17 protein-coding genes and 1 tRNA gene are annotated in these 26,528 nt (G+C 56.3%); 8 read left to right on the plus strand and 10 right to left on the minus strand.

Going from position 1 to position 26,528, the window contains the following annotated elements:
• Positions 1-13: 13 nt before the first annotated feature.
• The 6 genes from dptH to ACEQFP_RS06420 form a co-directional block, all read right to left on the minus strand.
• Positions 14-5,089 carry a DNA phosphorothioation-dependent restriction protein DptH gene (gene dptH / locus ACEQFP_RS06395; protein ID WP_370555208.1) on the minus strand — a complete coding sequence of 1,692 codons (5,076 nt, stop codon included), beginning with the start codon at positions 5,087-5,089 and terminating at the stop codon, positions 14-16.
• A complete protein-coding gene (gene dptG, locus ACEQFP_RS06400) occupies positions 5,070-6,395 on the minus strand; it encodes a DNA phosphorothioation-dependent restriction protein DptG (protein WP_370547184.1) in 1,326 nt (441 codons plus the stop codon). Before dptG ends, dptH begins: the two co-directional genes overlap by 20 nt.
• 4 nt (positions 6,396-6,399) lie before the next feature.
• Positions 6,400-8,049, minus strand: coding sequence for a DNA phosphorothioation-dependent restriction protein DptF (dptF, locus tag ACEQFP_RS06405; protein WP_370547183.1), 1,650 nt, complete (start codon positions 8,047-8,049; stop codon positions 6,400-6,402).
• A gap of 243 nt (positions 8,050-8,292) precedes the next feature.
• On the minus strand, positions 8,293-9,558 hold the full coding sequence (locus ACEQFP_RS06410; RefSeq protein ID WP_370547182.1) for a tyrosine-type recombinase/integrase: 1,266 nt from the start codon (positions 9,556-9,558) through the stop codon (positions 8,293-8,295).
• Positions 9,559-9,757: 199 nt separating this feature from the next.
• Positions 9,758-9,842: transfer RNA gene (locus tag ACEQFP_RS06415), tRNA-Leu, on the minus strand.
• A gap of 233 nt (positions 9,843-10,075) precedes the next feature.
• Positions 10,076-10,996 (minus strand): L,D-transpeptidase family protein, encoded by a 921-nt coding sequence (locus ACEQFP_RS06420; protein ID WP_005289907.1) that lies wholly within the window; start codon positions 10,994-10,996, stop codon positions 10,076-10,078.
• A 335-nt stretch (positions 10,997-11,331) separates the two neighbouring features.
• Here ACEQFP_RS06420 and ampH point away from each other — a divergent pair, with 335 nt between their 5' ends.
• Positions 11,332-12,483, plus strand: a complete 1,152-nt coding sequence (ampH, locus tag ACEQFP_RS06425) for a D-alanyl-D-alanine-carboxypeptidase/endopeptidase AmpH (RefSeq protein WP_370547181.1) — start codon at positions 11,332-11,334, stop codon at positions 12,481-12,483.
• A gap of 164 nt (positions 12,484-12,647) precedes the next feature.
• Here ampH and lptG read toward each other — a convergent pair whose 3' ends face one another.
• Both lptG and lptF read right to left on the minus strand, forming a co-directional pair.
• Positions 12,648-13,718 carry an LPS export ABC transporter permease LptG gene (gene lptG / locus ACEQFP_RS06430; RefSeq protein ID WP_047059084.1) on the minus strand — a complete coding sequence of 357 codons (1,071 nt, stop codon included), beginning with the start codon at positions 13,716-13,718 and terminating at the stop codon, positions 12,648-12,650.
• A complete protein-coding gene (gene lptF, locus ACEQFP_RS06435; RefSeq protein WP_337977634.1) occupies positions 13,718-14,818 on the minus strand; it encodes an LPS export ABC transporter permease LptF in 1,101 nt (366 codons plus the stop codon). The genes lptG and lptF overlap by 1 nt, the downstream gene beginning before the upstream one ends.
• A gap of 449 nt (positions 14,819-15,267) precedes the next feature.
• On the opposite strand from lptF, the gene pepA reads away from it, so the two are divergent.
• The 6 genes from pepA (at position 15,268) to ACEQFP_RS06465 (ending at position 24,161) form a co-directional block, all read left to right on the plus strand.
• Positions 15,268-16,779, plus strand: coding sequence for a leucyl aminopeptidase (gene pepA / locus ACEQFP_RS06440; protein ID WP_005289896.1), 1,512 nt, complete (start codon positions 15,268-15,270; stop codon positions 16,777-16,779).
• Between the two features lie 155 nt (positions 16,780-16,934).
• The gene (locus ACEQFP_RS06445; RefSeq protein ID WP_370547180.1) at positions 16,935-17,384 is read left to right on the plus strand and encodes a DNA polymerase III subunit chi; all 450 of its coding nucleotides are present in this window, start codon (positions 16,935-16,937) and stop codon (positions 17,382-17,384) included.
• Between the two features lie 24 nt (positions 17,385-17,408).
• Positions 17,409-20,264, plus strand: coding sequence for a valine--tRNA ligase (locus tag ACEQFP_RS06450; protein ID WP_005289892.1), 2,856 nt, complete (start codon positions 17,409-17,411; stop codon positions 20,262-20,264).
• 223 nt (positions 20,265-20,487) lie between these two features.
• Positions 20,488-22,224 (plus strand): ABC transporter permease, encoded by a 1,737-nt coding sequence (locus ACEQFP_RS06455; RefSeq protein WP_396464042.1) that lies wholly within the window; start codon positions 20,488-20,490, stop codon positions 22,222-22,224.
• A 21-nt stretch (positions 22,225-22,245) separates the two neighbouring features.
• Positions 22,246-23,562 (plus strand): AAA-associated domain-containing protein, encoded by a 1,317-nt coding sequence (locus ACEQFP_RS06460; protein ID WP_109579346.1) that lies wholly within the window; start codon positions 22,246-22,248, stop codon positions 23,560-23,562.
• Positions 23,563-23,657: 95 nt separating this feature from the next.
• The gene (locus ACEQFP_RS06465) at positions 23,658-24,161 is read left to right on the plus strand and encodes a GNAT family N-acetyltransferase (protein WP_005296197.1); all 504 of its coding nucleotides are present in this window, start codon (positions 23,658-23,660) and stop codon (positions 24,159-24,161) included.
• Positions 24,162-24,237: 76 nt separating this feature from the next.
• Here the strand turns inward: ACEQFP_RS06465 and rraB are convergent, their stop codons facing one another.
• Positions 24,238-24,669, minus strand: a complete 432-nt coding sequence (rraB, locus tag ACEQFP_RS06470; protein ID WP_005289885.1) for a ribonuclease E inhibitor RraB — start codon at positions 24,667-24,669, stop codon at positions 24,238-24,240.
• 171 nt (positions 24,670-24,840) lie between these two features.
• On the opposite strand from rraB, the gene argF reads away from it, so the two are divergent.
• Positions 24,841-25,845 carry an ornithine carbamoyltransferase gene (argF, locus tag ACEQFP_RS06475; RefSeq protein ID WP_005289883.1) on the plus strand — a complete coding sequence of 335 codons (1,005 nt, stop codon included), beginning with the start codon at positions 24,841-24,843 and terminating at the stop codon, positions 25,843-25,845.
• Positions 25,846-25,897: 52 nt separating this feature from the next.
• Here argF and ACEQFP_RS06480 read toward each other — a convergent pair whose 3' ends face one another.
• Positions 25,898-26,386 carry a YhcH/YjgK/YiaL family protein gene (locus ACEQFP_RS06480; protein WP_005289881.1) on the minus strand — a complete coding sequence of 163 codons (489 nt, stop codon included), beginning with the start codon at positions 26,384-26,386 and terminating at the stop codon, positions 25,898-25,900.
• Positions 26,387-26,528 lie beyond the last annotated feature (142 nt).

Below are 26,528 nucleotides of genomic sequence, written 5' to 3' on the forward strand. Positions count from 1 at the left end.
TTTAAATATTTACTTAAAGCTCCCAAAACGCCTTATCTCGCATTTTTCTTATCTTTTTATCTCCATCAATGTATAAACTAAAATGCTTCTCAAGCTGCCGAATCTGCCCCATCAAAGACTCCTGCTCACCTTTATCATCAACGTTAAATACCGCCTTGATATCCGCGTTCCTTATCTCAGAAACACGATGGATTACCCAAGTTAAAATATAGGAGGCATAATTATTTTCCCCAGTCTTAAAGTGAGTGATCTCCTGAGTTGACAGGATCGCACCAACGCCATACTCACGGCCTTCTTTAAGGATCTTACGGAGGCTGGAAAAATCCTGACGCATAAAGTTATCGGCTTCGTCCACCAGAATCATTTTGGTAAGCTGACGATAATCCCCTCGCACCACCGGTTTACCGCGTTTTTGCATCTGTGCGTAAAACAGATCCAGCGTGAGCGCGACCACCAGATTTTGCACTTCTGGGGGGTAACCAGCCAGTTCAATCACAGTGACACCGTCAATCAATTCGTACAAACTGGTCATCTTCTCCGGGATTGTCTCGAATATCTTGTAACGCGCCAGTTTAGAAAGTGCTGCGTAAAGCGAATCTTCTTCAACCTTCTCCTGATCGAGGAAACGCTGCCATACATCTTCAATCGTCGGCGCAGTCCGTGACCATGTTGTCGGATCCTCCGGCGAAATGCCTGCCGCTTCGTAGCATTCTAAAATCAGATTTTCTAATTTAAGCTGCTGTTTATGGCCCAGCCCATAGGCTTTTGCCATCGTTTCCGATAGCCCACCAGCGGTATGGATTGGTAGCATTGGCGTGTCACCAAACAGAGATAAGGGGTTGTAAGGCAGCTTAAATAATTTGTACTTTTTGGCCCCTGTAGCATCAAGAAAAGCCTCATCCACATAGTCTGATTTGTAGTCGAAGATCAGCAAACCAATAGGTCTGCCATCAACGTTACAGGACTGATTACGCATCAACTGTGTGACCAGCGATTTAGTAAACTGGGTTTTACCGGTGCCCATCGTTCCAATAATGCCGGTATTGGTATTCATGAACTTCGCGGTGTTGGTTGGCTCCCAATGTAACGGACTCTGACGCGCAGCATCATGACCAAACAGGATCCGTAATGGAGTATCGCTTTTATCAGAAGTCGCCACCGGTACAGCAGGCTGTAACGACTCCGGTTCAGAAATGGACTGTGCAGTAGCCGGCGTTGTGACTTCTACCACAACTTCGGGTTGTGACGGAGTGGCATCACACTCTGGCTTAAGTCGGTATTTTTCCGGCACCCGATAACGTTCCGCCAGCGGTGGTTCATTCCCCTGCGCAGCAATTAGCGAAGGCAGCAGTGAATAAGGGATTTCAATCTGTAAGATATTCTCCGGTGTCTCTTTATAAGAGAGATCGAAGCAGGTTGCGCTGTCCACATGCGCCACGACGAAGCCGTTCGCATAGTCGGTCAACTCACCTAACTGATAGTCACCCGTTAACCACCATTCGCGTCGATCCAGCAAGGGAGCCAGTTTGTCGCTGTCCAGCACTCCATACAGGCGCAGTTTCTCCACCTGCATCAGCACCTGACGTATAAAGAGCGCCCGGTACAGCTGTGATGCCAGCGTCTGTGGTTCCAGAATGTCCTGCTGTAAGTAGCGTTTCAACTCACGAGCCTGTTGGCCTGCATAGCTGTAGTCCGGTCGCGCCCCAGTTTTAACTTCCAGCGGCAACAGATAGAGGCGGTCTTCTTTGAATCCCACAAAGAGTACATCATCAGAGATGGCACCTTTACGATAACCCTGTAAATTTCTCGATAAATCAGTCTCTTTCATTTTCAGCCCGACATTGCCGGACACGCGGATCATTTCGGCCACCGATAGCGGAATCCAGCAAATATCGGACTGGTGCAACATGGATTGCACAAATTTGTACGCGCCTATAATGCCGTGTTTCTCTTTACGCTCCCTTTCACTGGAGCGCAGCATTTTCAGCAGCCATTCACCGTTAAAGGCATTAAATTCAGCCAGCAAATGCTGACTATCAACAGCAGGTTGCCCTGTCTGGCTTCCTGTCTGGAGCAACCGCAGGAACAAATCAACCTGCTTCGTGACGGTGACGGCATCGTAGCCTGCGCAACTGGTGTACTGGTCAGAATAGTGGATAAGCACCACATCTTTCTGACTGGTGAAAAAGTCGAGGGTGACTTTAGGATCAATGATGGTGGTCCAGAGCGCGCTATTGTAAGAGTAATTGAGCAGCTGTTTAAAATTGCCACTCACGGCCAGGCCGATCCCTTGTCCATGATACTGGCTGTTGCTTTGACGTGCGGGTTGCCACAGGCAGCCGATTAGTCTGGCAAGACGCAGGGCGCAATAAGACTCAGTATCCACATCTCGCAGTCCAAAGGCGGTAAAGTAAGCATCCCCCTGCGTTTCGGCACCTTCCCCAGCGATCAACCCATGACACAATACCCCGCTTGATGCATCTTCAATGCGGATCTGGCGGCAATCTACAGGTGCTGTATTGGTGAAAAATGCTAGATGCGCATAGGCCAGCTTGTCGCTTTCTGACGGCAGGACAAACTTGCTGAACGTTAACCGGCTACGCAGCAGGTCAATCAGCATATCGGCTTCTGCCCGCCATACGCCGCTGTTCAGATCGAGATCGTTTTTAAGCTGCTCATAGCTACCACTTTCGGCAAAGTGATCGAACATATTAGGCAGCAAACGTTCATCGTAGCAGTTCACATGCACCGAAATAGCGTGCTCTTTTTCTTGCTTAAAATATTCTACTAATCCCAGAAACAGTTCTTTGGCATTCCCTTGATTAATGGCATTGATAATCAACGCACTGTTTTCAGCGCTCTGGAACAACCGGGCGTAAGCGTCCGTGAACTCATTGAGTTTGTCTTTTACCAGACGTTTAACGTAGTCATGGCTGACCTGCCGCTGGGGAACCGCGTCAATCCAGAAGCGGTTTTCTTCCACCGGCTGTAGTTGCGCGTATTCATGCTCACTGTGGTAAACAAACGGCATTAATCCGGAAACCATCAGGCGATCAAGAGTGATCGGCGGTAGTGTAGCAAATGAAGCCGAATCGTTCTGTTCCGACTCCGCAACGATAGCTTCTGCCAGTTGTAGATGGTAGGCCAGTACTAATGGGTGCAGTGGTGAGAGACGCTCATGGCTATCATTGCGGCAGATCCCCAGATGGAGAAGACGTTTCTCCTGCGCTGTCAGCGCTCTGCTCAGGCCGATTTGCTGGAGTGACTGTTCAAACGTAGTAACAATGTAGCTGACCAGTGTGCGATATTCTGCTGACCACGACACCAGACTCGGTAGGGTGTTACGACGATGATAGTAGGCAAATAACTGCTCATAGGCGTTATGGAGATCGGGGTAGCTGGCAAGAAGTTCATCCAGCGCAAACTCACTATCGTCACTTCCCGTACCTAGCAGACGTTGCTCAATTAATGAGGCTTCCAGCATCAACAACTGCTGGCGTACACCTACGACCTTGTGTTCAGTATTATCGAGTATGATGCGCCCTTTTAGTCGGTTCCAGGTTGCATTGCCCTCTTCTTTGAACAACTTATTGAAACGACTTTGGTCAAAAAGTAACGGTAACGTTAGCCCTTCTTCTGCTCCAGGCCCCTCGATGTTAAACGACAGACGGGAATCACCGGAAACGAGCGCAAACTGAACCAAGTCACTTTGATTTGCCAGCGTCTCAAAATTCACCTGAGCATAATGCTGGCAGTCGATGTCTTCGCTCTCGTCATCCAACGTAAATATCAAGTTGCCAGACTCTGCAATACGCAGTGTGTTATCTTCCAGTTGCAGGGTTATTTGATCTTTACCTGGCTCGATACGGTAACAGTGCTGAATATCGTTTAGCCAGAATTGTCCCTGCTCGACCAACAACAGGCGAAATTTATACTCTTCGGCTGAATTATTGCGGTTGGTCAGTTCGAGACTAAAGAAGCAGGGATGCCCATCAAAAGGCACCGACGCCAGAATGCGGGAAGTCTTGCCGCCCGCCCGGCTGGTGCGCCAGAAAGGTGCATTCTTTAACTGACGATTATGGGCAATCTTTATCTGGTTATCCTGAAGATCGTTACCCTGAAAACTGAACTCCAGCTCAGCTTTTGATTGTCCTGGCTGCACCTGCACCAGCAGGCTGATGTCACGTTTGCCTGCCTTACTGGCACTTTTCGCGCGTTGCCAAACCTCGCCGTTTTCGACGGAGACGTTTTCCAGCACCAGTTTTTGTTCACTATTCTGTTCTTTCTCTTTCCTGTAGTCGGAGAAATCGAGTTCACGCCAGTCATCTTTATCGTAAAAATGCTCCTGAATGAATTTTGAACTAAACTCAGGCAGCACATTCTCCAGCTGTCCACTGTAGCGTTCAACACTATCTTCTATCTGGCGATATAATTTCCGGTTTTCATTCAGTCGGGTGCGTAGCTGCTTCTGGCTATAGTTCAGTAGTTCATCATCTTTAAACAGATGAAGCTCGGAGAAATCCAGATTGCCATCATCCAGCAGGCGATACAGCGACGAAAAACCAAATACGGTCGCGCCTTCATCCAGTACCGTCGCCAGTTGATCCTCCAGCAAACAACGGGACAATTCCGAACGGTTACTGTCGGTGGTAATGAGCTTTTCCAGTTGATGACTGAAAGTTTGCGGGTACCAGATAGCATCCGGTGCCGCCACGTCTTTCGTGCTGTTAATCAGGGTATCGAGCATACTGTTGTGAATAATCAACAGCGCTGTTTGGGCAAAAATGCCGCTGCGCCCTGCAACTTCATCGCGCAAATGAGAAATGTAGTTTTCTGTGAATGCTGGAGCCTCAGCACCATGCAGTACAGGAATAAGCTGAACACCATTGCAGAGGAGGCAATCAATATATTGCCCTGACGCAATTTCCAGCCGATTGCCGTTCGCCAGAGAGACGAATGCTTCCCAGAGTTTTAGGGCATTATCGGGATCGGGAGATTTGAACTGGTAGCGCTCGCCAGGCTGAATGATGCCACCTACCCATTCAATAAAGGTTTCTGCCAGATAGGTTTCATACTGTTTTACGGACATACACGGCGTCTCCACTATCACTCATTCGCTCTACATTTCCCATGCGTTCATAAAACGCCACCAGCGTTTGCGCCGACTGGTTGTCCAGATAAAAACCGCGCTGTTCAAAACCACGCAGCAGTTCATGCAGGCGGAGTTTGTCATTTTTGCCCACAGTGAGATTGGTCAGTAACAGCAGACGATCCTGATTCAGCACCAGCACTTTCCCTGCCCGACCACGGACCTGAATGAAATCAGTGCAAATCTGGTTTTCCAGCTCGTTAATGTAGTTCTTATTTATATCCGCGCGGTTAGTTTTTTTATCCTGGAATTGCTCTATAGCAACGGATAATAGCTGTTTGAAAGCACTTTCCAGATTTGTAGCGCGTTCACGAGCTGGAAGATCTCGTTCTTCCTTACTAATAAATTTTTGTATGTAATCATTAAGCTCATCTAACACTTGATTTGGGGTGCCTGAATAACTCAAACAATCCTGATATACCTGCCAGAGAGGGCGTTTTTTCGCCCCTTTTACCTGCAACACCTCCAACGCGGAAAGTATCGGGAACAATTTTTCTCTCTGGCTGGCAAATAACCTATAGCCATAACGTTTCACCTTTTCCCGTTCGGAGCTGGCTTTTTCGCTATCAAGAATAAAAAACAGTGATTTGCTTTGTGGTTCGCCATCCTGCCAGTTGTCCAGATTGAGCGCTAGTTGAGCGCACCAGCTAAAAGCGTACAAACGTAGGGTGTTGGTCAATTCCTGTAAAAGGTACTGTGGATGTTCAGCCAGAAATGCCAGATCAGACTGAAAACACGTTACCATATACGGAAGATACGGTTGCTCTTCGGCAAACGGTCCTTTCCCCAACAGCTTTATTTTTTCATTGAGCTTATTCAGCATTTGCTGCTCGATGAAGTTCAGTCTGTCCTGTATGGGATAACTAAGGCTGAAATCTCCCATCAAATTGGCAAACAGCGTACCAAGTCGTTTATCTGCCGTAGAACCCGCACTAATTTTTTCACCATTAAACTGGGCGTGGAACAGTAAAAAAAGTGGGGAGATACGGAAAATATCCTGACTGGAAAAATACATCCGTTCCAGCACGGACCAGAATGCAGGCTCATCAAGCAGCTCCTGCAGATGTGTTTTACAATCTTCACGGAATTGTTCGGAATCGTAAGCTTCGATTTTACGTTTCAGGGCGTAGCTAAGGACCAGACCGGTGACGAATTGCCAGCTAATATCGTTATTTTTATTGCGCACAGGCAGGTAACTATCCAGTTGATTGTTGCCCACTTTTAACTCGTTTGCGATAGGGTACATTCTGCTAACCCTCCATACCGCTAATAGTGATCATATCGTCATCCGCCTTTGCACGATAAACCCGTTGTCTGCCATCATAAAATTTGATTTCGCTGCTGGATTTAGCCTGCTCCGCGATCAACTCAACAATTTCATCCAGTAACACGATGGCATTTTTATCGTATTTATTCGGACGATAGCCATTATTCAACTTGTCCAGTAATTCGAACAAATTAAGCCCGATATGGATATGCGGCAGTGGATTTCGCCCCACCTTTAAATAGACATCGAAGCCAGTTGGATGAGCCGTATGTTTATTACGGATAGCATCCCAATCAGGCTTCACCTCTACCGGTGCGGTTATTTTTACCCCACCAAACTCACCCAAAAAGAACTCTTCTTTTTGCATACTTAATTCAGGTGCTTTGCGGTTAGCATAGCGCTGTATACCCGCGATAAGCTCAAAAGCATAGAAGCGATTCAGTGATCTTTTTTGCTCCGGATCTGCTGTGTAATTTCTATGCAAATGCCAGATTTCTGAGTAACGTTCAAACAACGATTCGTTAAAGAACGCGGAAAATCTCCGATGATAATCATTACCCAACGACTCATGCTGCAACAGCCAGAAAAGCCGGATCAAGGAGGTTGCGTCACCGGGCTTAACGCTCTGGCGATCAAACTTAATGTGCAACGGCTCAAGTGCGGCTAAAAAATCATCGAGATCAGCGTCAACCAGTCCCAGTTCATAGCGCAAAACAAACTGATCAAGTTCATAGGTGTGCAATCTGGCGGGATCAAAATCGGAAACTTTTTTAATCAGATCATTTTCTGCACCGATGAAGAGATTATCAAATAAGTAGCCAGGCCCCATCAACAGATGATGCAGAAAGTCCAGCAGCGTTCGGGTCGTGACAAACTGGTCTTTAATCAACCGCGCTTTAAAGAGCTGTGTAATTAATACATTCTGCACGCCAGTCATGCAAAGCAATTTAAAGTTTGCGACCTCTTTTAGATCTGGATTAATTAACTCATCGCGTCGAAAGATAAACTGAAATAAATTGTTATCATCGTCTCGAGTTAAGTTATCTAATAAGGCTTTAATAAATGATGAATAGTTTTTATTTTCGTTAAACTGGAATTTAGGATAGTGTTCAAAATCAAAAAAAGAACAATTCTCGTTACGATAAGGACGGCTTGCATCCTGCTGCCCTGATAAAAATGAGTCAATTGCAGACCGGATCACCTTATGGCATTCAGCACCTTCTCGGGCAAAGTTGGCAAGCATTCCGGTGTTGATGCCAATGAGCAATGGAGATGACTGCTGATGATGATTAGCAAATAACTCATTCAAAGCATCAATAGCTGATTGTCGAGGTGCAAAACTATGAGTGGCATCCAGATGGAAAATAAATCGCCGCTGATAACGCGGATCTGACTGACAGCGGGTTAAAATTTCGGACTTTCCGTCCCCGCTACTACCACACAAAAAAATGATTTCACCGGGTCTAGCAACATCCAGATAGCGTTGCAATTCAGTTTCAATCTCTTGTTTAACAAAGAGTTGTTCCTTTAACTGATCGAACTCATCCTTCTGACGGTGTGTCACGGTGGTGACGGAAAACGAAGATGACTTCGCAAGTACACCCAACGCTTTACGTAATGTGATTGCGCTCATAACTTCATGTTCTCTAAAGTAAGAATTCGCCTATTCTATAAAAGCTAACCCACGATATCTATAGGCCCTTTGACACAATCATTACGAGCGATTTCAACATAGTATCTTTCCCTATTCGTACAGCGTTACCAATGATACAAAACACTTCCAAAGACGGCGGGTCAAATCCAAATCTATCAACCAGCCTCCAAAGTGAGGCTAGTTGAGCTGGTTGATTAGTTGTACCTTAATTAAACATACACACTAAATATTACCCCGATTAATCTTCGCATAGTCAAACGGCGTAATCCCACTCTCCCGATTCGCATCCAGAAAATCAGCCCACCATTGCAGCATCAACTTGCGTTCATCCAGATGCTCTGCTTTATGAATGTAAGCCGCACGTACTAAGTTACGTTCCATATGGCTCATTTGCCGCTCTACAGCATCCCTTGACCACAGCCCTGACTCAATCAGCGAGCTACATGCCATAGTCCTGAAGCCATGCCCACAAACCTCCACCTTAGTGTCATACCCCATAACACGCAGCGCCTTATTCACCGTGTTTTCACTCATCGGTTTACGAGGGTTATGATCGCCAACAAAAACAAAATCACGCTCGCCACTAAACTTGTGAACCTGTTTCAGAATTTCTAATGCCTGGCGAGACAGCGGTACTAAGTGAGGTGTACGCATTTTAGAACCACGTTGCGAATGCTTAACACCTTCTATAGCTTCTCGTTCTGCCGGGATTGTCCACATTGCCCTTTCAAAATTGATCTCGGACCAACGGGCAAAGCGCAATTCACTAGAACGAATAAAAATTAATAACGTTAGCTCAACAGCCAGACGGGTTAAAGGCCGTCCGGTGTAGCTATCAATTCGGTGGAGTAGTTCAGGTAAGCGTTTCAGTTCAAGTGCTGGTCGATGGACACGATTACTTGAAGCAACTGCCCCAGCCATCTCCTGAGCAGGATTGTAATCAATCAAACCGCTTTGCACTGCATAACGCATAATCGCATTGGTACGCTGCTGAAGACGCGAAGCCACTTCAAGACGCCCTGTAGCCTCAACTACTTTGATAGGCACAAGGAGATCGCGCGTACTAAAACTATCAATACTTCGCTTCCCAATCGCTGGGAACAAATTATCTTCCAGGCTCTTCAGCACCCGCCGACTATGTTCTTCTGACCATTTTTTATTTGCTGCGTGCCACTCTCTAGCAACTGACTCAAAGGTAATAGCTTCTTTCGTCTGTTCTTCTTTCACAGCACGTTTGTGTTCGCGAGGATCGATTCCAGCAGCAACGAGCCTCCTAGCCTCTTCTCTTTTTTGACGGGCATCAGCTAATGAAGTTTCAGGATAAACCCCAAACGCCATCAGATGCTGCTTGCCACCAAAGCGAAAGCGGAACCGCCAGTACTTTGAGCCATTGGGATGAATAAGCAAAAACATGCCATCCCCATCGACAAGGGTGTACTCCTTTTCCTGCGGTTTTGCAGAACGCACTTTGATATCTGTCAGAGCCATAAAAGTTCTCCTTCCATGTGCCGCTGTGAGTATACAACCATTATCGAACCAGCATATATACTCGGTTCTATACTCACAAGCGACTTGATGTGGGTTGACTCAGATTGACTTCTGTTGAAAGGAAAATCGCGGAAAGCCTTGTGTGGCGCGGATTTAAGGCACAAAAAAAGACGTCCGTTGACGTCTATTTATGTTCCGATGGTGCCGAAGGCCGGACTCGAACCGGCACGTATTTCTACGGTTGATTTTGAATCAACTGCGTCTACCGATTTCGCCACTTCGGCACTGAAGGGGATGCGGAAAACAGGTGCATTATACCTAGTGGGCGTCGCCTTGCAACAGTTATCCACTCGCGATCTTTTCAAGTGCTGAAAAAAACGGCGCTCGCAGGCGGGTAAGTTTTTCAGAGGGTTAGCCCAAGAGGCGCGGCGCCCCCGCTCCGCCGCCCGGTGCGTTTCATCCGGGCAAAAAAAAGCGGGCCATCCGGCCCGCCTGGTATCACGGCTAACGCATCGGCTTAGTTGATCTTCACCGGCATGCCGGAGCGAGCCTTCAGCGCCTCGTCCACCGCATGGGTGTTGACGCTCGGATCGGCGATAATCTTGGTCACCGCGGCGTTGAGCTGGATCGGCACCGGCGCGCGTGACTGCCACTCTGCCTCGGTGGTAGAGAGCGGGTTGTGCACCTCGATATAGCGCGAACCGTCCGGCTCCACAGTAGCCTTCACCGGCTCGTTGATAAACTGTACGCGCGTCCCCACCGGGATGTTCTCGAACAGCCACTTGATGTCCGGGTCGCGCAGACGCACACAGCCGTGGCTGACACGCAGACCGATACCGAAGTTGGCGTTGGTGCCGTGCACCGCATACAGGCGGCCAACATACAGGGCGTACAGCCCCATCGGGTTATCGGGACCGGCCGGGAAGACGGCAGGCAGGTACTGGCCGTTGGCGGCGTACTCTTCATGCATCTTCTTGGTCGGGGTCCAGGTCGGGCCCGCCTTCTTACGCTGTACCGAGGTCACCCAGTTCATCGGGGTATCACGGCCCAGCTGGCCGATACCGATCGGCAACACCACCACCGTCTTACTGCCTTTCGGGTAGTAATACAGGCGCATCTCGGCGCTGTTGATCACGATCCCCTCGTGGGGCGTGTTCGGCAGGATCAGCTGCTGCGGAATCGTCAGGCTACGGCCTGCGCGCGGCAGATAGGGGTCGACGCCGGGGTTAGCCTCCAGCATGTTGCTCAGCCCCATCTGGTATTTCGCAGCGAAATGCTCAAGTGGGTACTTACTATCTTCCGGGACTTGGATGTGCAGATTCTCACCAACCACTCGGCTGTTGTTCGCCGGCAGGGGGTATACCACGGCAAACGCAGACTGCATGCAGGCAGCCGCGGCCAGAAGTACCGTGAAAAGCGCACGGATACTCATTTTCATGTTTCTCTTTCCTGTTGGGTGCTTAACGCCGCGCAGGCGGTTGTTCGATTTAGGTTACAGTCCTCACAGACCGCTGCGCATTATATGTTCACGGAAGACAAAGAGGAAAAAATAACTGCACTACAGTATAAAATTTCCCACTATCACGCCCGTGCGCGTCCCTAATGTAAAGCGTAGCAAGGTTACCCTTGCATGTGCGCCACGTCACATTCATTTTTACCCCCCGCAGCACTCTGCGGCGCTTTTTTACAAAATTTCCCGGCAAAAGCGCTGCTGTGCAGCGCGGGCAAGCATTACTATACTTACCCCTCTTATTCCCTTGCGTTCTGAATGACATGGATACTCATTTTCGCCCCTTTTTTTCCCTGGCCGCGCTGGCCATCGGCTGTGTGCTGAGCGGAGTATCCGCCCATGCCGCCACCCCGGATGCCCAGATCCGCGCCATCGTCGATCGCTATGCCGAGCATATCTTCTATAACAGCGGTGCCACCGGCATGGCGCTGGTCGCCATCGACGGTAAAGAGCAGCTGTTTCGTAGCTACGGCGAGACCCGCCCCGGCAACAATCAGCGGCCACGCCCCGACTCGCTGATCCGCATCGCCTCGCTGACCAAGCTGATGACCAGCGAGGTTCTGGTCAAACTGGACGCCGAAGGGAAGGTCAAGCTGACCGATCCCCTGTCGCGCTATGCCCCGCCAGGAAAGCGAGTGCCCACTAACGCCTCGGGACGGCCGATCCGCCTGATGCATCTGGCCTCGCACACCAGCGGCCTGCCGCGTGAGCAGCCGGGTGGCGCCGCCAACCGGGCGGTGTTCACCTGGCCGACCTACAGCCAGCGTTGGCAGTGGCTGCAACGCGCCCGGCTGAGCGTCGCGCCGGGTAGCGCCGCCGCCTACTCGAACCTGGGTTACGATCTGCTGGCCGATGCCTTGGCCCACGCCACCCGCCAGAGCTACCCGGCGCTGTTTCAGCGCCTGATCACCCGTCCGCTGGGCATGAGTAATACCACCTACACCCCGACGGCGGCGCAGTGCGCGCGCCTGATGATCCCGGCGCGCAGCGCCAGCCCGTGCATCTCCTCGCTGGCGGCCATCGGCAGCGGTGGGGTCTACTCCACCCCGGACGACATGCGCCGCTGGATGCAGCAGTTTCTGGCCGGCGGTCAGCAGCCGCGTAGCCCCTACGCCGCGCGCCTGTTGAAGATGTACTACCCACGCGCCAAGCTGAATCAGGTGAAGGGGATGGATGTGCCGGGTAAGGCCGCCGCCTTGGGGCTGGGCTGGGTGGCTATGGCGCCGCAGGATGGCCATCCGGGGATCATTCAGAAGACCGGCGGTGCCGGGGGCTTCATCACCTATATGGCGCTGATCCCGGAGAAGAACATCGGGGTATTCGTGGTGGTCACCCGTAGCGACCTGACGCGCTTCAAGAACATGAGCGATGGGGTGAACGATCTGGTCAGCGCCTTGGCGGCGCAAAAGCGTTAAGGCCTAAGGCCAAGGGGAAGTCGCGCGAAGTGAGTCATCACTGACATCGCACCAGTCAGCCAGTCTGGCTAGCGCCCTCTGCGCTCACGCCTCACCCAGAGGGTTTACTCATCAGATACCAGCGGGGCGCCCTTAGGAGCCCCGCTTATCTCATCCCTACACCGTTAGCTGCGGCGCAGCAACAGGTAGATACTGATCGCCAAGAACAACGCGCTGGGCAGTACCGCGCCGATCACCGGCGGCACGTTGTACACCAGGCTCATCGGGCCGAAGATCTGATCCAGCACGTAGAAGACGAAGCCGAAGCAGATGCCGGTCAACACCCGCACCCCCATCGGCACGCTACGCAGCGGACCGAAGATGAACGACAGCGCCATCAGCATCATCACCGCCACGGAGAGCGGGGCGAAGATCTTGCTCCACAGATTGAGCTGATAACGGTTGGACTCCTGGCCGCTCTGCTGAAGGTACTTCACATAGTGATACAGGCCGCTGATGGAGAGCGAGTCGGGACTGACCGCCACCACCCCCAGCTTGTCCGGCGTCAGGTTGGTCTTCCACACCCCGCTCAGGGTGCGCGAACCGGTGATCTGCGCAGGGTTTGTCAGGTTGGACTCCTCCACCTGGGTCAGCTTCCACTGCTTGCCGTCGAAGGTGGCCGCCGTCGCGTAACGCAGCGAGGTCAGTTTACGCTGGTCGTTGAGTGTGTAAATACTCACCCCCGCCAGGGTGCGGTCGTTCACCACCTGGGAGATATAGATAAACTGGTTGCCATCTTTGGCCCACAGGCCGCCCTGGGTCGACAGCAGCGAGCCGCCGTACATCTGCTGGGCACGGTAGTTACGCGCCGCCTGATCACCCTGCGGCGCTACCCACTCGCCGATGGCCATGGTCAGCAGCACCAGCGGAATGGCGGTCTTCATCACCGCCGACGCCACCTGCATGCGGGTAAAACCGGCGGCCTGCATCACCACCAGTTCGCTGCGCTGCGCCAACATCCCCAGGCCGAGCAGCGCACCGAGCAGCGCCGCCATCGGGAAGAAGATTTCGATATCCTTGGGGATGCTCAACAGGGTGAACAGCCCGGCGCCCGCCACGGAGTAATCCCCCTGGCCCACCTTGCGCAGCTGGTCGACGAACTTGATGATGCCAGACAGCGACACCAGCATGAACAGGGTCATCATGATGGTGTTGAAGATGGTGCGGCCAATATAACGATCGAGAACGCCAAACATCAGGCCACTCCTTTTCCGCTCAGGCGCGCACGAATGCGGCGCATCGGCACGGTATCCCACAGATTAAGCGCCAACGCCAACAACAGGTAGCCGCCGTTCACCGCCCACATCCAGATCATCGGATCCAGCTTGCCCTTGCCGCCGTTGGAGCGCAGCGAGCTCTGCAACAGGAAGAAGATCAGGTAGAGCAGCATCGCCGGTAGCATCGACAGCACCCGCCCCTGGCGTGGGTTCACCACGCTGAGCGGCACCACCATCAGCGCCATCACCACCACCGAGAACACCAACGTCAGGCGCCAGTGGAACTCGGCGCGGAAGCTCGACTCGTCGGAGTGCCACAACGCGGACATGCTCGCCTGATCGGCGTTGTTCGGATCCAGCATCGTCGACTTGTGGCCGATGAGGGCGGAGTAGTCGACGAAGTCGGTGATGCGGAAGTCGCGCAGCATCGCGGTGCCCTCGTAGCGCGTTCCGCTATCCAGCACCACCTTCTGCCCGCCATCCTTCATCTCGACCAGATGGCCGCTATCCGCCACCACCACCGAGGGGCGCTGCGAGCCGCTCGGGCGTAGCTGCGCCAGGAAGACGTCGTGGAATTTCTTGTCCTTCACGTTGCCGACGAACAACACATAGTTGCCGTCTTGCGAGGGTTGGAACTGCCCTTCGGCCAGCGATGCCAGGCCGGGGTTGGCCTTGGCCTCCGCCATCACCTCATCGGAGTGCAGCGAGGACCAGGGGCTGAGCCAGAAAGCGTTGGCCAGCGCCAATGCCCCGGTGAAGAAGGCCAGCACCATCGCCGCCTTGATCAGCACCGTCTTGCTCAACCCACAGGCGTGCATCACCGTGATCTCGCTTTCCGTATACAGCCGACCTAGGGTCATCAACAACCCTAAAAATAGGCTGAGCGGCAAGATGAGCTGAGCCATCTCCGGGATCCCCAGCCCAAGCAGGGAAAACACCAGGTTGGTCGGGATATCGCCATTCACCACCGCCCCTAAAATCCGCACCATCTTTTGGCAAAAAAAGATCAAGAGCAGAATAAACAGGATGGCGACCTGACTCTTAAAGGTTTCCCGTACTAGATATCTAATGATGATCACGCTTATTACGCCTGTGAAAACTTGTATTTTTGCAGGAAAATAGATAATTTCTACGCTAACGCGCCATTTTTATGATGATTATGGCCGCGGCAACAATGGGTAGCACGATTACAGCCTTGGCTGCCTGGGTGGCGTAAAACAGCTCGCCGGGACCGTGACCAGATCCCAAAACGCCAACCACTTGTCAGGTAAACTGATTGTACTGCAAACCGATTGTACCGTAATCGTTAGTCACGAAAACGACAAATTTAACTGCCGCCCGCGCGAAAAAACAGCAAAAGCCGCAACGGAAGCCGGGTCATCGCTATGTCGGCATGATTTTACCGTTAGGCAGCCTAAAACGTGTGGCAATAATTGTTTCTAGTCAGTTCAACGGCAAGGGGCCGTAACGTCTTTGAGTATAGTTTATCCGCCCCTCTGGCCGCTGTCTTTAAGATTCAGGAGAGTGCATGGAGTTCAGTGTAAAGAGCGGTAGCCCGGAAAAGCAGCGTAGCGCCTGCATCGTCGTCGGTGTATTCGAACCTCGCCGCCTGTCCCCGATTGCCGAACAGCTCGATAAGATCAGTGATGGCTATATCAGCGCCCTGCTGCGCCGCGGCGAGCTGGAGGGTAAGGTCGGGCAGACGCTGTTGCTGCATCATGTGCCCAACGTACTCTCGGAGCGTATCCTGCTGATCGGCTGCGGCAAAGAGCGTGAGCTGGATGAGCGCCAGTATAAGCAGGTGATCCAAAAGACCATCAACACCCTGAATGACACCGGCTCGATGGAGGCGGTCTGCTTTCTCACCGAGCTGCACGTCAAGGGGCGCAACACCTACTGGAAGGTGCGTCAGGCCGTCGAGACCGCCAAGGAGACCCTGTATACCTTCGATCAGCTGAAGAGCAACAAGGTCGAGCCGCGCCGTCCGCTGCGTAAGATGGTGTTCAACGTGCCGACCCGCCGCGAGTTGACCAGTGGCGAGCGCGCCATTCAGCACGGTCTGGCCATCGCCGCCGGGGTGAAGGCGGCCAAAGATCTCGGCAACATGCCGCCGAATATCTGTAACGCGGGCTACCTGGCTTCCCAGGCGCGTCAGCTGGCCGACAGCTACGCTGGCTCCGTCACTACCCGGGTGATCGGCGAACAGCAGATGAAAGAGCTGGGCATGAACGCCTACCTGGCCGTCGGCCAAGGCTCGCAGAACGAATCGCTGATGTCGGTGATTGAATATAAGGGTAACCCGAACCCGGACGCACGCCCGATCGTGTTGGTGGGTAAAGGGCTGACCTTCGACGCCGGCGGCATCTCCCTCAAGCCGGGCGAAGGCATGGACGAGATGAAGTACGACATGTGTGGCGCCGCCTCGGTGTATGGCGTGATGCGCATGGCCGCCGAGCTGCAACTGCCGCTCAACATCGTCGGGGTGCTGGCCGGCTGTGAAAACATGCCGGGCGGGCGCGCCTATCGTCCGGGGGATATCCTCACCACCATGTCCGGCCAGACCGTCGAGGTGCTCAACACCGACGCCGAAGGCCGTCTGGTGCTGTGCGACGTGCTGACCTATGTCGAGCGTTTCGAACCGGAACTGGTGGTAGATGTCGCCACCCTGACCGGCGCCTGCGTCATCGCCCTGGGTCATCACCTGACCGGCCTGATGGCTAACCACAACCCGCTGGCCTCCGAGTTGCTGAGCGCGGCGGAACAGGCGGGCGATCGCGCCTGGCGTCTGCCGCTGGGGGACGAGTTCCAGGAGCAGTTGGACTCCAACTTCGCCGACATGGCCAACATCGGTGGCCGTCCGGGTGGGGCGATCACCGCTGCCTGCTTCCTGGCGCGCTTCACCCGCAAATATAACTGGGCACATCTGGACATCGCCGGTACCGCCTGGCGCTCCGGCAAGGCCAAGGGCGCCACCGGCCGTCCGGTGGCGATGCTCTCCCAGTTCCTGCTCAATCGCGCAGGCCTCAACGGCGAAGAGTGATCCCGCCTCTCCCCTCCCGCACGGGAGGGGAAGCATGAATATTCCCGCCATTGCTGTAGAATAGTAAGGCAGGGCCGTCCAACACACGGGCGGCCACGCCGTGTCACCGCTCCCGGCGGCACGGCCATCACCAAGCAGGATAGATCCGACTCCCGATGAAACAGGCAACCTTTTATTTGCTGGAGCAACCGCAGGCGGCGGATGCGCCGGACGATGTGGAAACGCTGGCCTGCGAGCTGGCGTGCCAACACTGGCGCTCCGGTAAGCGCGTGCTGTTGGCCTGTGCCAGCCAGGCGCAGGCCGAGCGCCTGGACGAGGCGCTGTGGGCGCGCGATCCGCAGCAGTTTGTGCCGCATAATCTGGCCGGGGAAGGACCGCGCTTCGGCGCGCCGGTGGAGCTGTCCTGGCCGGGCAAGCGCGGCAGCGCGCCACGCGAGCTGTTGATCAGCCTGTTGCCCGACTTCGCGGATTTTGCCACCGCTTTCCATGAAGTGATAGACTTCGTGCCTTACGAAGACGCATTAAAGCAGTTGGCGCGCGAACGCTATAAAGCCTATCGCAGCGTCGGCTTTCACTTGACCACGGCGACGCCGCCAACTCACTGACCGATCAGACGAAACAGACGAAGAATGGAAAAAACATACAACCCGCAAGACATCGAACAGCCGCTGTACGCGCACTGGGAACAGCAGGGCTACTTTAAGCCGAACGGCGACACCAGCAAAGAAAGCTTCTGCATCATGATCCCGCCGCCGAACGTCACCGGCAGCCTGCATATGGGCCACGCGTTCCAGCAGACCATCATGGACACCATGATCCGCTACCAGCGCATGCAGGGTAAAAACACCCTGTGGCAGGTGGGGACCGACCATGCCGGTATCGCCACCCAGATGGTGGTTGAGCGTAAGATTGCGGCCGAAGAGGGCAAGACTCGCCACGACTATGGTCGCGACGCCTTCATCGACAAAATCTGGCAGTGGAAGGCCGAATCCGGCGGCACCATCACCCGCCAGATGCGCCGTCTGGGCAACTCCGTCGACTGGGAGCGCGAGCGCTTCACCATGGACGATGGCCTGTCCAACGCGGTGAAGGAAGTCTTCGTCCGTCTGTATCAGGAAGATCTGATCTACCGCGGCAAGCGTCTGGTCAACTGGGACCCGAAACTGCGCACCGCCATCTCCGATCTGGAAGTGGAAAACCGCGAGACCAAGGGCTCCATGTGGCACCTGCGTTACCCGCTGGCCGACGGCGCCAAGACCGCTGACGGCCAGGATCACCTGGTGGTCGCCACCACCCGTCCGGAGACCCTGCTGGGGGATACCGGCGTGGCGGTCAACCCGGAAGATCCGCGCTACAAGGATCTGATCGGTAAGTTCGTCATCGTCCCGCTGGTCAACCGCCGCATCCCGATCGTCGGCGACGAACACGCCGACATGGAGAAAGGCACCGGCTGCGTGAAGATCACCCCGGCGCACGACTTCAACGACTACGAGGTGGGTCGTCGCCACCAGCTGCCGATGATCAACATCCTCACCTTCGACGCCGACATCCGTGATCAGGCGCAGGTGCTGGACACCAACGGCGTCGAGTGCGATGTCTACAGCAGCGAGCTGCCAGCCGAATTCCGCGGCATGGAGCGTTTCGCCGCCCGTAAGGCCATCGTCAAGGCCTGTGACGAGGCCGGCCTGCTGGTCGAGATCAAAGCGCATGATCTGACGGTGCCTTACGGCGACCGTGGCGGCGTGGTCATCGAGCCGATGCTGACCGACCAGTGGTACGTGCGTGCCGCCCCGTTGGCCAAACCGGCCATCGAAGCGGTCGAGAATGGCGACATTCAGTTCGTGCCGAAGCAGTATGAGAACATGTACTTCTCTTGGATGCGTGACATCCAGGACTGGTGTATCTCCCGTCAGCTGTGGTGGGGTCACCGCATCCCGGCCTGGTACGACGCCGACGGCCACGTCTACGTAGGTCGCAGCGAAGAAGAGGTGCGCAGCGAGAACGGCCTGGGCGCCGAGGTGACGCTGACCCAGGATAACGACGTGCTGGACACCTGGTTCTCCTCCGCCCTGTGGACCTTCTCTACCCTAGGCTGGCCGGAGAACACCGAGGCGCTGAAGACCTTCCACCCGACCAACGTGCTGACCAGCGGCTTCGACATCATCTTCTTCTGGATCGCGCGCATGATCATGATGACCATGCACTTCATCAAGGATGAAGACGGCAAGCCGCAGGTGCCGTTCAAGACCGTGTATATCACCGGCCTGATCCGCGACGACGAAGGGCAGAAGATGTCCAAGTCCAAGGGCAACGTCATCGATCCGCTGGATATGATCGACGGCATCAGCCTGCCGGCGCTGCTGGAGAAGCGCACCGGTAACATGATGCAGCCGCAACTGGCCGAGAAGATCGCCAAGCGCACCGAGAAGCAGTTCCCGGAGGGCATCGAGCCGCACGGCACCGACGCCCTACGCTTCACCCTGTCCGCCCTGGCCTCGACCGGCCGTGACATCAACTGGGACATGAAGCGCCTGGAAGGCTACCGTAACTTCTGTAACAAGCTGTGGAACGCCAGCCGTTTCGTGCTGATGAACACCGAAGGCCACGACTGCGGCTTCAACGATGGCGAGAAGATCTACTCGCTGGCCGATCGCTGGATCCTGGCGGAGTTCAACCGCACGGTGAAGGCCATGCGTGAGGCGCTGGACAGCTACCGCTTCGATATCGCCGCCAATATCCTGTACGAGTTCACCTGGAACCAATTCTGTGACTGGTATCTGGAGCTGGCTAAGCCGGTGATCAACGGCGGTAGCGAGGCCGAGTTGCGCGGCACCCGCCACACCCTGGTGACCGTGCTGGAAGGGCTGCTGCGTCTGGCACACCCGATCATCCCGTTCATCACCGAGACCATCTGGCAGCGCGTCAAGCTGCTGGCCGGCATCGATGCCGACACCATCATGCTGCAGCCCTATCCGCAGTATGACGCGGCACAGGACGACGCCCAGGCGCTGGCCGATCTGGAGTGGATCAAGCAGACCATCATCGCGGTACGTAACATCCGCGCCGAGATGAACATCGCCCCGAGCAAGCCGTTAGAACTGCTGCTGCGTGACACCGATGACAACGCGCAGCGTCGCGTGGAGCAGAACAGCAGCTTCATCCAGTCGCTGGCTCGTCTGCAGAGCATCACCCTGCTGCCAGCCGGCGACAAGGGCCCGGTCTCCGTCACCAAGCTGGTCGATGGCGCCGAGCTGTTGATCCCGATGGCCGGTCTGGTCGACAAGGCCGCCGAGCTGGATCGTCTGGGCAAGGAAGTGGCCAAGATCGACGGCGAGATCGCCCGCATCGAAGCCAAACTGTCCAACGAAGGCTTCGTGGCGCGTGCCCCGGAGGCGGTGGTCGCCAAGGAGCGCGAGAAGCTGACCGGTTATGCCGAGGCGAAAGCCAAGCTGATCGAACAGCAGGCGGTGATCGCCGCGCTGTAAGCCGTCGCACACGCTAAAGACACGGGGGCCTGACGGCCCCCGTTTTGTTTCCTGTACGCTTAACGCCTAACCTTTCTGCGCCATCGCTCGGCCTGCCGCGCCCGTGCGGCTATACTCAGCAACAGCGTCATCATTCACTTTCTGCGGAGAAGAGACAGGTCATGCTCGGCCTCTCCCCCGCGTGGCCACGCCGCACACGGCGCCGCCTGATGCGAGGAGCCCGATGGATAGCCGCCGATCCGAATCCCGCGAACCCTTGAGTCTGCATCCTAACCGTTGGGATGTCGTCGCCTTTCCGCTGATCATCAGTCTGATCGCCATGATGGCCATCGGCTTCCACCAGACGTTGCAACCCCTGGCCAGTCTAGAGAAACAGAGTATCTCTCTGGCTCCCGCCGCTCTGCCGGAGTATGCCCTGCGCACCACCCTGCGCATGTTGGTCGCCATGCTGGCCTCGCTGCTGTTCACCCTGATCTACGGCACCCTGGCGGCCAAGAGTCGACGCGCGGCCAAGGTATTGGTGCCGATGCTGGACATCCTGCAATCGGTGCCGGTGCTCGGCTACATCTCCTTCACCGTCACCTTCTTCGTCGCCCTGTTTCCGGGGCGGGTGCTCGGGGTCGAGTTGGCGGCCATCTTCGCCATCTTCACCAGCCAGGCGTGGAACATGACCTTCAGCTTCTATCAGTCCCTGCGTACCGTGCCGTCTGATCTCGACGAGGTGGCGCGCGGCCTGCACTTCACCGGCTGGCAACGCTTCTGGAAGCTGGATGCGCCCTTCGCCATGCCTGGGCTTATCTGGAACATGATGATGTCGATGTCCGGCGGCTGGTTCTTTATCGTCGCCTCGGAGGCGATTACCGTCGGCCATACCCACTTCGTCCTGCCGGGCATCGGCGCCTATCTGGCCGAGGCGATCCTACAGCGCGATCTGCACGCCATCGGCTGGGTACTGCTGACCATGGTGGCGGTGATCCTGGCCTATGATCAGCTGCTGTTTCGCCCGCTGGTCGCCTGGGCGGATAAGTTCCGCATGGAGACCACCCGTTCGGCCACGCCCCCTACCTCCTGGCTGTTTAACCTGCTGCGCCGCACTCACCTGTTCCATCGCCTGTTCGCCCCCTTGGGCCAACTGCTGGGCTGGCTGGCACGCCTGCCGCTACGCTGCCCACGCCGCCGCCCGGCGCAGAGGGCGGTCACGCCGAGCCGCATCGGGCCGACGATTGACCACCTATGGGGGGGCGCGATCCTGCTGCTAACCCTCTATCTCAGCGTGCGTGTCGGGGCGTATGTGCAGAACGGCGCCTCGCTGCACGAGGTGGGCCATGTGTTCCTGCTGGGCCTGATCACCCTGCTGCGCGTCAGCCTGCTGATCCTGATCTCCTCGTTAATCTGGGTGCCACTCGGGGTGCTGATCGGCCTGCGTCCGGCGCTGGCCGCGAAGATCCAGCCGCTGGCCCAGTTCCTGGCCGCCTTCCCGGCCAACCTACTATTCCCGGTGTTCGTCATCGTCATCGTCCATTTCCGCCTCGACCCCGACATCTGGTTGTCGCCGTTGATCGTGCTGGGCACCCAGTGGTACATCCTGTTCAACGTGGTGGCGGGCACCATGAGTTTCCCCAATGACTACCGCGAGGCCGCCACCAACTTCCATATTCACGGCTGGCAGTGGTGGCGCCAGATCATGCTGCCCGCCGTCTTCCCCTACTATGTCACCGGGGCGATCACCGCCGCCGGGGGCGCCTGGAACGCCAGCATCGTGGCGGAGTATGTGCAATGGGGTGACACCCGGCTGATCGCCCATGGTCTGGGGGCCTACATCGCCGAGAACACCGCCAGCGGCAACTTTCCCCATATCATCCTGGGGATCGCCATGATGGCGCTGTTCGTCACCCTGTTTAACCGCCTGCTGTGGCGCCCGCTGTACGCCTACGCCGAGACACGCTTTCGCGCCCACTAACCCCATTCGAGGAGGATCATCATGACCGACGCTCGCCCTTCGCTCCCGCCCGCCGCCCCGGCGCCGATCTTGGCCGTGCGCGCCGTCGATCATGGCTACGAGCAGGCGCATGGCCGACAGACCATCCTCCAAGGGGTGAACCTGACCCTGCAGACGGGCGAGATCGTCGCCCTACTCGGCCGCTCCGGCTCCGGCAAGTCCACCCTGCTGCGCATCATCTCCGGCCTGATCGCCCCCAGCTCCGGCGAGGTCGAGTATCTCGGCGCCCCGCTCCAAGGCCCGGCCGACGGGGTGGCGATGGTATTCCAGACTTTCGCCCTCTTTCCCTGGCTGACGGTGCTACAGAACGTGGAGGCGGGGCTGGAGGCACAGGGGATGCCCGCCGCCGAGCGCCGTCCGCGCGCGCTGGCAGCCATCGATCTGATCGGCCTGGATGGTTTCGAGAACGCCTACCCGCGCGAACTCTCCGGCGGCATGCGGCAACGCGTCGGCTTTGCCCGCGCCTTGGTGGTCGACCCCACCCTGCTGTTGATGGACGAGCCGTTCTCGGCGCTCGATGTGTTAACCGCCGAGACCCTGCGTACCGATCTGCTCGATCTGTGGAGTGAGGGCAAGCTGCCCATCAAGTCGATGCTGATCGTCACCCATAACATCGAGGAGGCGGTGTTCATGTGCGATCGCATCCTGCTGCTCTCCTCGCACCCCGGAAAGATCATCGCCGAGATCGCCGTCCCCTTCCGCCACCCGCGCAACCGCCTCGATCCCGCCTTCCGTCATCTGGTGGATGAGGTCTACGCCCAGATGACGGCACGCAACAGCGACAACACCCTGCGCCACGAGCTACGCCTCGGCTCCTGGCTGCCGCACGTCTCCACCAACCTGATCGCCGGGCTGTTGGAGAGCCTCTCCGCCGCCCCCTATCACGGGCGGGCCGACATGCCGGATCTGGCGCTGGCGCTCCACATGGAGGTCGACCGGCTGTTTCCCGTCGCCGAGGTGCTGCAACACCTGGACTTTGCCAGCGTGCAGCAGGGCGACATCATCCTCACCCCGGCCGGTGAACAGTTTGCCGCCATGGATACCCAGCCGCGCAAGGCGTTATTCGCCGAACACCTGCTGCGTCATGTCCCCCTGGCGATGCTGATCAAGAGCGTGCTCGACGAGCGCCCGGGCCATCGCGCGCCGCGGGTACGCTTCGAGCAGGAGTTGGAGGATGCCCTCTCCGATCAGGCCGCGCGTGAGACGCTGGATAGCGTGATCAACTGGGGGCGCTACGCCGAGATCTTCTCCTATAACGATCAGACGGAGACCTTCAGCCTGGAGGATGTGGAGTTCTAACGCCGTGCCGTCGCCCTGATGGCACTTGCATTCAGGCGGGTTAGGGTGCTATTTAAAGAATTCCCTTATCCGCCCACTTGCACATGGACCGTCCCATGACCGAGCCACACACCGCCGATATTCTCATCCGCCCGCTGACCCCCGCCGACAACGCCGCGATCGCCGCCGTGATCCGCCGCGTCTCCGCCGAGTGTGGCCTCAGCGCCGACAAGGGGTTCACCGTCTCCGATCCCAATCTGGATCGTCTGGCGCAGAGTTACGCGGCGGCGCGCAGCGCCTACTGGGTGGTCGAGCTCAACGGCGAGGTGGCGGGCGGCGGCGGCATCGCCCCGCTGGAGGGGGCCGCGGCGCACCTGTGCGAGCTACAAAAGATGTATTTCTTACCGGCGCTGCGTGGCCGCGGGATCGCGAAGCGTTTGGCGTTGCAGGCGCTGGACTTCGCCCGGGGCCAGGGGTTCACCCACTGCTACCTGGAGACCACCGCCACCCTGCTCGACGCCATCGCCCTGTACCAACATCTGGGATTTTCGCGCATCGACCAGGCGCTGGGCGCCACACGCCATGTCGACTGCGAGGTACGCATGCTGCGCGCGCTCTGATCGGCGTGGCCCATAGACAAAAAAAGGGAGCCGCTCGGCTCCCGGAGACGCGCTCGACGCGCGTTATCAGCGGTGATTAGTGGCGACGACCGTCGTCATCTTCGTCGACGTCATCCTCGTCATACTCCCCCTCGTCGTCGCCCTCTTCGCCGTCCGGATCCTCAAAGTAGGTTCCCCAGCCGTCGTAGCTGACGCCGTGCTTCTCCGCCAGGGTCATCAACTGCTCAACCTGTGCGTCGATGGTGTCGGCATTTAAGCCCACCTCACTGATCACATCACAGCACATCAGTAGGACGCCCTCTTCGACCTCCAGCTCTTCGGCGTCGGTCACTTCGTAGCCCAGCTTGAACGCCTCGACGGCGGCCTGCTCTAACGTCTCAAAGCGCTCCGCCGACAGGTGGTGCTCGATGGTGTACAGCGCATCCGGATCGCTGCCGTCATCCAGCAACTCTTCGATAATCATGCGGGTTTCTTCACGCTGTTCTTCTAGCAGCTCTCGGTTTGCCATTTCACTGATCCTCAATCGCTAAGCCTTTCGCGCATTCTCCCACAGGCGGCGACGCCTCACCACTCCCACAAAAACAATATTTCCGCCCCAGGGGTTGAAATTGAATTTTAATACACATAATGTGAATATAAATTCATCACTACATCGCATCTCACAACGGAGACAGGCCATATGGATCAGCTTAATCAGCATCACTTCCTGCGCTTACTGGATTTCACCCCACAACAGATTGCATACCTAATCAATCTTGCCGCCGAGCTTAAGCACGCCAAGAAACAGGGGAGTGAGGTGGCGCGTCTGACAGGAAAGAATATCGCCCTGATCTTCGAGAAGGACTCCACCCGTACCCGCTGCGCCTTCGAGGTCGCCGCCCATGATCAGGGGGCCCACGTCACCTATCTCGGCCCGAGCGGTAGCCAGATCGGCCATAAGGAGTCGATCAAGGACAGCGCGCGCGTGTTGGGACGGATGTATGACGCCATCCAATACCGTGGCTTCGGTCAGACGGTGGTAGAGACGCTGGCGCACTACGCCGGGGTGCCGGTGTGGAACGGGCTGACCGATGAGTTCCACCCCACGCAGATCCTGGCGGACTTGCTCACCATGCGCGAACACTGCGCCAAGCCGCTATCGGCCATCAAGCTGGCATACCTCGGCGATGCGCGCAACAACATGGGCAACTCGTTGCTGGAGGGGGCGGCGTTGATGGGCATGGAGTTGCGCCTGGTGGCCCCGCGCGCCTTCTGGCCGGAGGCGGCGCTGGTGGCTCAATGCCAGGCGGTGGCAGAGCAGACCGGTGCCAAGCTGATCCTGACGGAGGAGGTCGCCGAGGGGGTACAGGATGCGGACTTCCTGTATACCGATGTCTGGGTCTCAATGGGAGAGGCCAAGTCCGTCTGGCAGGAGCGTATCGCCCAGTTGCTGCCCTACCAGGTCAACATGCAGACGCTGCAGCTGAGCGGCAATCCCCAGGTGAAATTCCTGCACTGCCTGCCCGCCTTCCATGACACGATGACCGCCGTGGGGAAACAGATGGCCGAACAGTATGGCTTACACGACGGGATCGAGGTTACCGACGCGGTGTTCGAGTCGCCGCACAGCATCGTCTTCGATCAGGCGGAGAACCGCCTGCATACCATCAAGGCGGTGATGGTGGCGACACTGGCCGGCGCCTGACGCCGCTATCGGGGCGGCCTCGGCCTTACCTGGCCGTACCGCCCTCTCGCCCTTAGTCGGCCAACAGGCCGAGCGCACGCGCATCCAGCTTGATCACCGCCTTGCACACCGGTGCGGGAGCCCCCAGCGCACACAACGGCTTATGCACCTCGCCCGGATAAAACACCACAAAGTCACCCGGCTGCAACGTCAAAGACTTCTCCTGTAGGCCACCTGCTCCCAGCGGCAGGAAGGCGATATCCTTATCCGCCAACCGATCCTCGCCGGGCACCCCAGGAGCCAGGTTGCTAAAGCCCATACCCTCCTGCCCCTCCAGCACAATCTGCACATCCAGATAGCGGGCGTGGTATTCGGCACGGCGCGTCTCGGCGGCGGCGGTCTCGTCGTGGGCGATCAAGACAAACTGGCGCTGGGCGTCGATCTCATAGCGTCCTGCCGGCGTCGCCGCGCTGAAGTTGGCCATCACATACTCGATCGCCTGGCGGATCGCCACCGGCAGATAGGGCATCTGGGCGAGGTAGTGAACATTACCCGTCAACATGATTTTTCATTCCTTTGTTTATAAAACCATGTTTTATTTTATCGGGAAGTGGACGACGTAACTGCGCCGCCCGCCACATTTATCGGTGCGGGCGCCAGAAAGAAAAAAGGTCTCGGCAGCCGCCGAGACCAAGTAGGGACAC

The sequence above is a fragment of the Edwardsiella sp. A.80236 genome, assembly GCF_044540725.1.
In the GTDB taxonomy this organism is placed as follows: Bacteria; Pseudomonadota; Gammaproteobacteria; order Enterobacterales; family Enterobacteriaceae; genus Edwardsiella; species Edwardsiella tarda.

What these genes read in the sequence shown, in the direction of transcription:
- pepA (WP_005289896.1), top strand. Translation starts at nt 15,268, where the DNA reads ATGGAGTTCAGTGTAAAGAGCGGTAGCCCGGAAAAGCAGCGTAGCGCC.
- rraB (WP_005289885.1), bottom strand. Translation starts at nt 24,669, where the DNA reads ATGGCAAACCGAGAGCTGCTAGAAGAACAGCGTGAAGAAACCCGCATG.
- ACEQFP_RS06460 (WP_109579346.1), top strand. Translation starts at nt 22,246, where the DNA reads ATGACCGACGCTCGCCCTTCGCTCCCGCCCGCCGCCCCGGCGCCGATC.
- lptG (WP_047059084.1), bottom strand. Translation starts at nt 13,718, where the DNA reads ATGTTTGGCGTTCTCGATCGTTATATTGGCCGCACCATCTTCAACACC.
- dptH (WP_370555208.1), bottom strand. Translation starts at nt 5,089, where the DNA reads ATGTCCGTAAAACAGTATGAAACCTATCTGGCAGAAACCTTTATTGAA.
- dptG (WP_370547184.1), bottom strand. Translation starts at nt 6,395, where the DNA reads ATGTACCCTATCGCAAACGAGTTAAAAGTGGGCAACAATCAACTGGAT.
- ampH (WP_370547181.1), top strand. Translation starts at nt 11,332, where the DNA reads ATGGATACTCATTTTCGCCCCTTTTTTTCCCTGGCCGCGCTGGCCATC.
- argF (WP_005289883.1), top strand. Translation starts at nt 24,841, where the DNA reads ATGGATCAGCTTAATCAGCATCACTTCCTGCGCTTACTGGATTTCACC.
- ACEQFP_RS06420 (WP_005289907.1), bottom strand. Translation starts at nt 10,996, where the DNA reads ATGAAAATGAGTATCCGTGCGCTTTTCACGGTACTTCTGGCCGCGGCT.
- ACEQFP_RS06455 (WP_396464042.1), top strand. Translation starts at nt 20,488, where the DNA reads ATGGATAGCCGCCGATCCGAATCCCGCGAACCCTTGAGTCTGCATCCT.
- ACEQFP_RS06410 (WP_370547182.1), bottom strand. Translation starts at nt 9,558, where the DNA reads ATGGCTCTGACAGATATCAAAGTGCGTTCTGCAAAACCGCAGGAAAAG.
- ACEQFP_RS06480 (WP_005289881.1), bottom strand. Translation starts at nt 26,386, where the DNA reads ATGTTGACGGGTAATGTTCACTACCTCGCCCAGATGCCCTATCTGCCG.
- ACEQFP_RS06465 (WP_005296197.1), top strand. Translation starts at nt 23,658, where the DNA reads ATGACCGAGCCACACACCGCCGATATTCTCATCCGCCCGCTGACCCCC.
- ACEQFP_RS06445 (WP_370547180.1), top strand. Translation starts at nt 16,935, where the DNA reads ATGAAACAGGCAACCTTTTATTTGCTGGAGCAACCGCAGGCGGCGGAT.
- dptF (WP_370547183.1), bottom strand. Translation starts at nt 8,049, where the DNA reads ATGAGCGCAATCACATTACGTAAAGCGTTGGGTGTACTTGCGAAGTCA.
- ACEQFP_RS06450 (WP_005289892.1), top strand. Translation starts at nt 17,409, where the DNA reads ATGGAAAAAACATACAACCCGCAAGACATCGAACAGCCGCTGTACGCG.